Genomic DNA, 9,476 nt, shown 5'->3' on the forward strand with positions numbered 1-9,476 from the left:
GAAACGGTTTTTTAGCGAGTGGCACAAAATATGGTGGAGGTTTACCATGGCTGATAAAATAAAAGACATTTTAAAAGACCAAAAAGGCAGTTCGTTGGCATTTGTGATCATTATTGGTGTAATTATTATGATCATGGTTGTTTCGCTGCTGTCGGTGGCCAACAGTGACTTTACCTTTACCCAGCAAACGGTCGAGAGTCGCCAGGCTTATATTGATGCCAAGTCGGTGATTGAGTTTGGGAAGATTTTTATTAATAATGATATGGCGGAATTAAATGGTTATCAACTGGAAAAAATAGAAAAACAAAATCAATTGAATGCGTTAGATTCTACAGATCCCGATAATCAGGTGCTGATTGCATCATTGCAAATGCGTATATCACAGTTAAATAATCTTATTAGTGGAAAAGAAAACGAATATCCCAAGCAGATTTTTGGGACTAAAAATAGTGTTACAGGAAATATTGACGATATGTCTTCATTGATTGCTCGAAGCAACGGTGATACAACTCCATTGGCGACCGGAAAAGTGATTCTGGGTGAATGTCATTTAACAGTGAATGGCGATGGTGCTGCGCGAGTGTATACATTTAATATTGATGTTCAAGGTTTGCGGCGAGAGCTTAATTATAAGGTCGATATACCGGTGCAAGCTGATTCGGGAACTGGAAGTGTTTCAGGACCACCAGTGGAGGATGCGGGTGCTCGAAATACAAATATCCACGTTGCCGGAAATAAGGTCAAAATTAATATTCAAGGAGAAGGAAACGAAAAAGAGGATTCTGGCGGAGTGCTCAGCGTAGAATACCCTAATCTAAGTTTAGATATTGGAAGAAATAAGGATAATAATAGTAAGTTTGAGTGGATGAACGGAAAAACGCTGGATATGAAGGCAAAAAATATCTATGTGACTGCACCGATGCCAACAACCGGGGTTTGGCAGGCTGAATTCAATTTGGGAGATAGAAATATAACGGAGACGATTTGGTTCAAACAAAATTATGTTCAGAATAATGGTTCAGGAAAAACAAATACGTTTAAAGCCAAAACAATTATTTTTGACAAGAATCTGACGATAAATGATAATACAAATCTAAATATCGAATGTGATACCCTTTGGGTTAAGGGGGATATTTTAATCAATGCTTCTGGTGGAACGAAATCTTCTTTATTTATTAATGCAAAGAATATTATCATTGGAGATTATACCAATAATCTTAATGGGAATATCAAGGTGGGAGATCGTTCGAAAATTGTTTGGACGTGTAGTGATAATATCTGGATTCGCGGCAATTTGGATCTGCTAACAAATTCAACGGATTTTTCAAATCCGGATAATAGCCTGACGGCAAAAAATATTTCAATTGGACGAGCATCTAATCCAAGTAACGTAACGGTAAAAAATGGGACAAGCGTCATTTGGGATTGCGAAAATTTCTGGCTTCATGGTGATATGACGACGATAACATCGGGTTCTCATCAGGAATTTAAAAATATTGTATATTTCTATTCGGGAAAAATAAATTTATCCAATAATTGTCAGATATCAGTAACAGGTAAACAAAACTCAAAAAATCAGATTTTTGTGGGAGGAATTATTCCGTTAGAATCAATTGCCTATAATCTTAAGATTAAAAACGTTGAACTCTTTCAGTGTAATGGTGATTTTGGACTAAAACAAAATTCAGTGCTGGAATTAGAGGCTCAGAATATTCTTGTTAAGGGGAATCTAACAGTTAATCGAACCGGAACCCTGAATATCAATACCCAATATCTTGATGTTACCGGGAAGACCTATATTGATAATGCATTAATGAATATCAGTGGTAATGGAACACTAAAAGCCCGATTTAACGGTTATGAACAGTATAATTCAACAGTTAATATGACTGGTGCCGAAAAAATTATCTTTGGAAACCCGGTGATTTTAAAGTATGATAATCCGCCAACTTTGACGCTCAATGTAGAGTCGGACAGTATCTATTTAAACAGTAGTGGAGGAGACATCAAAAAGAAAACGCAATTAAAATACTCAGGAAATAATGATGGAAATGTTACAGATTTTTATTTCTATCCCGATCAGTTAGTGTTTAAAGACTGGGAGACGGATCGAACCATTAAGCCGGGAAAATATCAATCCGTTACAGGTAATAAACTGGAAGATCTCCCTCTGGAACCATTAGCTTATAACAGTTCACCGGAATGGCTTCCTTTGGCGGTAATATTATTAAATCCTGCAGAACCAAGTGTTTCGATTGCGTGGTCTTCTGATGATCCAGTTGACCCTGACGACCCATCAGAGATAAATAAACGGGGAACTGAGAAATATTATTAAGGGGGCATCATGAATAAGATTTTGAAGAACAATGATGGAATTACCCTGATTGAAACAGTTGTTTCAACGGCGATTATTATGATAATTCTCGTTTCAGTTGTTGGTGCTTTGATGTATGGACAAAAGATGATAGTCTTTACGGATAGCAAAAACAATGCAGCGGCAATCGGGCAAGACCAGATTGATAAAATGATTGCAGCCTTTGAAGCTGGAGAAACGCCGGGAAGTTATCCAGACTTAATTGATGGACATGCGGTTGATATTGTTGTAAATAGTAATGTGATAGATGAAAAGACAGTATATAATATCAGCATAAGAGTGTATTATAATAGTGGAGATTCTTACGTTGACCTTGTCGCATTGGCCAAATATTACAATAACAAGAATAAGGATAAGCCGTTTTCAGAGGGCGGTGATTTTGTATGAAGAAGCTGTTTAATAATCACGATAAGAATGGTTTCACATTGGTGGAATTGCTTGTGTCGTTACTTATCTCGGGTATTTTGATATTTACAGTAATGACGGTTTTTTTGATGTCACAAAAGCTTTATATTCACGGTGAGGGAATTTCATATAAACAAAAGAGTATTACCAATGTAGAAACGGAACTGCAAAATTCATTAGCTAAAGCAATTGAAGTCAGGGTGGATCAAACAGCTGGTGGTGATTATAGTATCGGTTTTAATGGAGCAGGTGACTGTAACATTGATCCTGGTGGATATGTTTCGGATCAAGTCAAGGATATTCAATTGGAAATAGTTGGAGATACCATGTCTTACAAACTGATTCCGAAGAACAGTGCCATGTCAACCTTAAGTGGCGGGATTGTTTTAAATAATTTTGACCACCCTGATTTTGACCATGATGGTTTTGTGAATGGGTCTTTAAAAACAAATTTGCCTAAATATCTAGTTGTGACATTTGCGGCTCCCTAGACTGAAAGAAAAAGATAAAGTTCAAAAACTGTTTTATAATTAAACTTGAGTTTAAAGAATTAATTTTCATACAAAATTAAAGAGACAAAGCATTTCAGGAGGAAACATGAAAAAAGTAGAATTTTACGAACCGGCTGGCTGTGCCGGCGGTGTTTGTGACCCGATGATCGAGGCGGATCTGCTTCGCATTGAACATATGGTTCAGGATTTGAGAGAGCGGGGCGTTGCGGTAATGCGCTATAATGTGATGGATGATATGCCAGCTTTTATGGAAAGCTTTATTGTCAAAGAAGCCATTGCGACCAAAGGGATTGAGTGTCTGCCGTTGACCATTGTTGATGGAAAAATTGAAATGACAGGAAAATACCCCACTGATTTTGCTTTGGCAAAATGGGCGGGACTGCCCTGGAGTGATCTGGAAATTTATGCGGAACGGGAAAAGCGCGAAAAAACAGTCTTTTTGGGCTTTGGTGACGAAGTGAAAGGGAATGATTGCGACGACAGCGATTGTAGCGGGGACTGCGATAGCTGCGGTTGATTAGTAAAATAATTCGTAAAAAAAATTGAAATGCGAGAGCATTTCTTTTTTTTGACAAAAATTACCACAAGAATTTATTATCGCAATTGTATATTTATTAACAAGGAGAATATTAGCAAAGGATTTCAGCGAAAACGGGGAAAAATCGGGCAAAAATCAGGATTCGCCTGCAAATATTTATATTGAAAAAGTTTGTATTTTACCCTAATAAAGTGGTAGAATAATATGCAATGTGAAAAGAAGGAGAATTTAGTATGCAATTTGACCGAAAGCTTCAGCTTGCAACGGACTTATACCAATTTACCATGGGAAATGTATACGTTCAGGATGGCAAGGAAAAAGAAGAAGCAGTCTTTGACGTTTTTATCAGAAACAACCCATTTGCCGGGGGTTACACTGTTGTAGCCGGACTGGAGCAGGTGATTGAGTACATCAAGGGCATCCGGTTTACCAGTGAAGATACGGCATTACTGAAAAAGAATCATCCTGAATTTTCACCCGCTTTTTTAGCTTATCTGGAGAACTTTAAATTCGAAGGGGAAATTTTTGCCATTCCGGAAGGCAGTATTATTTTTCCGATGGAGCCGATTATTCGGGTCAAAGCGCCGCTAATCCAAGCTCAGATTGTCGAAACCACGATTCTGAGCATTGTCAATCATCAGACCCTGATTGCCACCAAGGCTGCCCGGATTATTGAAGAAGCCCGGGGTGATGTGGTGATGGAGTTTGGGTTGCGCCGAGCCCATGGAACCGAAGCCGGTTTTTACGGTGCCCGGGCCGCCGTTATTGGTGGCTGTGCCGGAACCAGTGTGGTGGAAACCGAAGCGATGCTTAATCGACCGGCGATGGGAACCATGAGCCATAGCTTTATTCTGAGCTATGATACGGAGCTGGAAGCCTTCGAAAAATACGTTAAGTACAATCCCGATAATGCCACCCTCTTGGTGGATACCTATAATACTCTGGAAAAAGGCGTGCCTAACGCCATCAAGGTTTTTAAAAAAGCTTTGGCCGAAGGGGCGATTACTGGTCGCTATGGGATTCGGATCGATTCTGGTGATTTGGCCTATTTCAGTATCGAAGCTCGAAAAATGCTCGACGAAGCCGGACTTCACGATGCCGGGATTGTGGCTTCATCAGATCTGGACGAACACCTTATTAAAGATTTAAAAAGCCAGGGGGCAAAAATCAATTCATGGGGTGTTGGCACCAAGTTGATTACCGCCTATGATTGTCCAGCATTGGGTGGTGTGTATAAATTGTCGGTGATTTCCGGTAAATCGAAACTGAAGGTCTCCAATGATCCGGAAAAGATCACCAATCCCGGATACAAGAAAATATTTCGCATCTATGGGAAGAGCAATGGGATGGCCCTGGCGGATCTGATTACCCTCGAAGATGAAACCATCAATGAAGATGAGCCGTTGACCATTTTTCATCCGGTGCATACCTGGAAAAAACGAATAATCAATGATTATTATATTCGGGAATTGCTGGTACCGGTTTTTATCAATGGAAATTGTGTTTATCAGTCACCGACGATTGCAGAGATTCAACAGCACTTGAAAGATGAAAAAAATAGTTTATGGCCGGCGTTTAAGCGGATGGTCAATCCCCATGTGTATCATGTTGATTTATCTGAAAAGCTTTGGGCACTGAAACAAAAGCTGTTAAGTGAGGCTGAATAAAATTTAAGTTGTGATGATGACTTAAGAAAAATGGATACAATCATGAAAACAAAAATAATAAATATAGAAGTGCTTGATGAGTCGACTTTAGCTGACTTGGAAGCGGTTGCCAGTCTAATCCGATTTGGAGGCACGGTGGTATTTCCCACTGAAACAGTTTATGGCCTGGGTGCCGATGCACTAAATCCTCAGGCGATTAAAAAGATTTTTGCGGCTAAGGGCAGGCCGGATGACAATCCGCTGATTGTTCATGTTGCCAGTCTGGATGAAGTGAAGCCATTGGTTGCGAATATTCCAGAGCAGGCAAAAAAACTGATGCAGGTATTCTGGCCAGGTCCGTTGACCATTATCATGGAGAAAGCGGCATCAATTCCCACTGAAGTAACGGGGGGGTTGAATACGGTCGGGGTTCGCTTGCCCGATCATCCCATTGCTCAGGCCTTTATTAAAATGGCAGGCTGCCCGATTGCTGCACCCAGTGCCAATCGTTCAGGCCGTCCCAGCCCAACCCAGGGAAAACATGTCCTGGAAGATCTGGATGGGCGGGTTGATGGTATTATTTTATCTTCCGATACGGAGCTGGGTTTGGAATCCACGGTGATTGATATGACGGTGGAGCCGCCAGTGGTGCTGCGGCCAGGGGATATTACCCTGGCAGAACTACGGGAGATTTTGGGTGAGGTGGCGGTTTCTGCCAATGTAACCGAAAATGTGGTGCCGGAAAAGATTTCATCCCCAGGGATGAAATACACCCACTATTCACCCAAGGGTGAACTGGTGGTGGTTAAGGGAAGTCCGCAAGAAATCCGGGACAAGATTAACCGGGCGCTTTCACATCATAAAGGAAAGTCAATGACTATTGGGGTGTTGGCCAGCGATGAAACCATGGGCTTTTATCAGGAAGGTCTGATTATTTCCCTGGGCAGCCGAAATGATCCCAAAGAAATGGCCAAAAACCTGTTTTCACGACTTCGTACCTTTGATGAATTGGGTGTTGAAAAAATATTTGCCGAGGATATTCCCTTGAATAATGAAACGTTGGCATTAATTAATCGTCTGTATAAGGCGGCGGGTTATGCCTTTATATAAATAGGAAGGAAAATAAGAATGAAAATAGCAATCGGATCAGACCATGGTGGACTGGCACTAAAAGAAGTCGTTAAAACATTTTTAATTGAACAGGGACACGAGGTGGTTGACTACGGAACAAAAACAGCCGATTCCTGCGACTACCCCATTTACGGGGAACGGGTTGGCGAAGCGGTCAGCTTTGGAGACTGTGACCGGGGCATCGCAATTTGCGGAACGGGTCTGGGGATTTCCATGGCGGTTAACAAGGTGCCGGGTATCCGGGGTGCTTTGTGTACCAATGAGTTTATGGCCGAAATGTCAAGAGAACACAATGACGCCAACGTCCTGGTATTGGGGGCCCGGGTTTTAGGTGAGGGTCTGGCATTGCGGATTGTCAAAGTCTGGCTGGAAACGAAGTTTGGCGGGGATCGTCATCAACGACGGATCGATGAGATTACTGCCATCGAAAAAAAATATTCAAAATAACAAAAAAATAGAATTGCTGTATATACAAGTCTATAAAATTGTGATACTATATGAAAAAGATTTCACGGAAAAGGATAAATATTAGTTTTTTCCTTTGGTTTGTAGAATAATTAACAAATGATATGACAAAAAATAACAGAAATATAACGAAATATTACTGCAAAGGTTTGGAGTGTTGAATGAAGCGGGAAAAAGAGAAACCGTATAAATACCTGGCGATGATCTCACAGATTGGGATATCAGTACTTGTTCCGGTCGGCATTATGATTTTTATCGGCAAGGTTCTGGATTTCTATTTTCATACTGGCAACATGGTGGTGATTATCTTAGCGGTGCTGGGAGTTATGGCTGGTTTGCGAAACATGTATGTAATTCCTCTGCGGTTGAGTGAAAAGGCTCAGAAATTAACAGAAGAAAATGAGACAGATGAAGAACGAGCTGCCAGAAAAAAGCGTGCCCAAGACTATCGGGATCAGATAAAGAAGGAAGATGAAAACAATGAAAACGATACAGAGTTTTAACAAATTGTCTTTAGAAACACGAATAATGATTGAAGGTGGATTGGTCAGTCTCGGTTTGATGCTGTTTAGTTTTCTCTCTAAAGATCCGCTGGCTTTTGCCCTAGGCGTGCTCTTTGGTGGCGCGTACAGTATTCTTAATTTTCGACTCATGCAATTAACCTTTAACAAAGCGATGAAAATGCCATCGGCGAGGGCTCAAAAATATGTTCAGACCAGATATTTTTTGAGATACCTGATAACCGGTGTTGTTATATATGTGGCAATTATTAATCCTTGGGTGAACATCATTGGTGTTTTACTTGGGTTGGTTGCCGTAAAAATTTCAGTTTTAATCAATACAACAGTATCAAAAAAAAACGTCTTGATCAATGAGGCGTAAAAATCCAAAAACACAATAGGCGTTTTTAATTTAAAACGTCTGGACAATGAGGTGAAAAAACAATGGAAGGCCCAAAAATTTACGGGTATATCTACGGATTCCCAATCACACAAACACTTGTGAACACCTGGATAATCATGGTGATGATTCTGGTTGTGTGTGCTATTTTGACAAAAAATATGCAAAAGCGTCCAGGAAAAGCCCAAGTCATTGCTGAAACCATTGTCACGGTTATGGATAGTTTAGTCGGCCAAACGATGGGAAAAGATAAGATGAAGTTTGCTCCTTGGATGCTTGCTCTAATTATGTTTCTCGCGTTTTCGAACACGTCTGGAATCTATGGTCTGAGATCTCCGACAGCCGATTTAAACTGTACAGTTGGCCTGGCTTTGATGACATTCTTTATGACCCAGTTCTTTGGTTTAAAATCAAAGGGATTGGGAGGCTACCTCAAGGGTTTCCTTGAGCCGATGCCGTTCTTGCTGCCAATTAATATTATTGGCGAATTTGCCAATCCGGTTTCCCTGTCTTTCCGTCTTTTCGGAAACATGCTTGGTGGCGGGATTATCATGGCGCTACTGTATTCAGCGTTAGCAGGACTGTACTTCTTCCCGATCGTACTTCCTGTACCATTCCATTTCTATTTTGATATCTTCTCAGGATTATTGCAAAGCTTTATCTTTACAATGCTATCCATGGTGTTTATTTCTGGGGCTATGGATTAATGGGAGAGAAAGGGAGGAAACGGTATGATTGGTGATGCGAATATTGTAGATTTTTTATTGCAGTTTCTCGGTCAGTTTGATGGTATTGATGTGATCAAAGCATTTTCAGCCATTGGCGCAGGGACTGCCATGATTGCAGGGGTAGGACCTGGTATTGGCCAGGGATTTGCCGCCGGTAAAGGTGCAGAAGCAGTGGGAATTCGGCCCGATTCCCAAAGTGATATTATTCGAACAATGCTATTGGGGGCAGCAGTTGCTGAAACCACCGGTATTTATGGGCTCATCGTCGCATTGATTCTACTCTTTGCGAATCCCTTCATGGGGTAATTGTCGTACTGATTTATTCATTACGAATCCCTTTTAGAAGGGAAGGAAATTTTTAGGAGGAACGTTTAATTATGGAAGGTTTAGATTTTATTAAAGCGTGTTCAGCCATTGGTGCAGGTATTGCGATGATCGCTGGGGTAGGACCTGGTATTGGTCAGGGTTTTGCCGCTGGTAAAGGTGCTGAAGCGGTTGGTCGTCAGCCAGAAGCACAAAGTGACATCGTTCGAACCATGCTTCTTGGTGCAGCGGTTGCTGAAACCACTGGTATTTACGGTTTGATTGTTGCATTGATCTTATTATTTGCAAACCCATTTCTTGGTTAATTAAAAATAATTTTAAATTTCGGTTGAAATTAGGAGGAAGAAACACAAATGGAAGGTTTAGATTTTATTAAAGCATGCTCAGCTATTGGTGCCGGTATTGCGATGATCGCTGGGGTAGGACCTGGTATTGGTCAGGGTTTTGCCGCTG

At 40.9% G+C, this 9,476-nt stretch carries 12 protein-coding genes and 1 pseudogene; all 13 read left to right on the top strand.

Translation table 11 applies throughout. The features are described 5' to 3' along the window. The first annotated feature begins 46 nt into the window (after positions 1 to 46). Positions 47 to 2,335, top strand: coding sequence for a hypothetical protein (locus Q7P33_RS10005; protein WP_303869943.1), 2,289 nt, complete (start codon positions 47 to 49; stop codon positions 2,333 to 2,335). Between the two features lie 9 nt (positions 2,336 to 2,344). Next, on the top strand, positions 2,345 to 2,761 hold the full coding sequence (locus Q7P33_RS10010) for a prepilin-type N-terminal cleavage/methylation domain-containing protein (RefSeq protein WP_303869945.1): 417 nt from the start codon (positions 2,345 to 2,347) through the stop codon (positions 2,759 to 2,761). Next, complete coding sequence (locus Q7P33_RS10015) at positions 2,758 to 3,270, top strand: PilW family protein (protein WP_303869947.1); 513 nt, start codon at positions 2,758 to 2,760, stop codon at positions 3,268 to 3,270. Before Q7P33_RS10010 ends, Q7P33_RS10015 begins: the two co-directional genes overlap by 4 nt. A gap of 106 nt (positions 3,271 to 3,376) precedes the next feature. Further along, positions 3,377 to 3,808: an arsenic metallochaperone ArsD family protein gene (locus Q7P33_RS10020; protein WP_303869949.1), complete on the top strand. Its 432-nt coding sequence runs from the start codon at positions 3,377 to 3,379 to the stop codon at positions 3,806 to 3,808. Between the two features lie 254 nt (positions 3,809 to 4,062). Further along, complete coding sequence (locus tag Q7P33_RS10025) at positions 4,063 to 5,496, top strand: nicotinate phosphoribosyltransferase (RefSeq protein WP_070371634.1); 1,434 nt, start codon at positions 4,063 to 4,065, stop codon at positions 5,494 to 5,496. A 42-nt stretch (positions 5,497 to 5,538) separates the two neighbouring features. Further along, positions 5,539 to 6,585: an L-threonylcarbamoyladenylate synthase gene (locus Q7P33_RS10030; protein WP_303869953.1), complete on the top strand. Its 1,047-nt coding sequence runs from the start codon at positions 5,539 to 5,541 to the stop codon at positions 6,583 to 6,585. Positions 6,586 to 6,603: 18 nt separating this feature from the next. Continuing rightward, a complete protein-coding gene (gene rpiB, locus Q7P33_RS10035) occupies positions 6,604 to 7,053 on the top strand; it encodes a ribose 5-phosphate isomerase B (protein ID WP_303869956.1) in 450 nt (149 codons plus the stop codon). Between the two features lie 179 nt (positions 7,054 to 7,232). After that, complete coding sequence (locus Q7P33_RS10040) at positions 7,233 to 7,574, top strand: AtpZ/AtpI family protein (protein ID WP_303869959.1); 342 nt, start codon at positions 7,233 to 7,235, stop codon at positions 7,572 to 7,574. A 25-nt stretch (positions 7,575 to 7,599) separates the two neighbouring features. Further along, positions 7,600 to 7,953 (top strand): ATP synthase subunit I, encoded by a 354-nt coding sequence (locus Q7P33_RS10045; protein ID WP_303869961.1) that lies wholly within the window; start codon positions 7,600 to 7,602, stop codon positions 7,951 to 7,953. 62 nt (positions 7,954 to 8,015) lie between these two features. Beyond that, a complete protein-coding gene (atpB, locus tag Q7P33_RS10050) occupies positions 8,016 to 8,678 on the top strand; it encodes a F0F1 ATP synthase subunit A (protein ID WP_303869964.1) in 663 nt (220 codons plus the stop codon). Positions 8,679 to 8,702: 24 nt separating this feature from the next. Continuing rightward, entirely contained in the window at positions 8,703 to 9,005 is a 303-nt protein-coding gene (atpE, locus tag Q7P33_RS10055; RefSeq protein ID WP_026393411.1) for an ATP synthase F0 subunit C, read from the top strand. 71 nt (positions 9,006 to 9,076) lie between these two features. Further along, positions 9,077 to 9,328, top strand: a complete 252-nt coding sequence (atpE, locus tag Q7P33_RS10060) for an ATP synthase F0 subunit C (RefSeq protein WP_026393412.1) — start codon at positions 9,077 to 9,079, stop codon at positions 9,326 to 9,328. A gap of 48 nt (positions 9,329 to 9,376) precedes the next feature. Next, positions 9,377 to 9,476 (top strand): annotated as a pseudogene (locus Q7P33_RS10065) (F0F1 ATP synthase subunit C); the annotation flags it as partial.

This window comes from Acetobacterium wieringae, from assembly GCF_026646375.1.
GTDB lineage: Bacteria > Bacillota > Clostridia > Eubacteriales > Eubacteriaceae > Acetobacterium > Acetobacterium wieringae_A.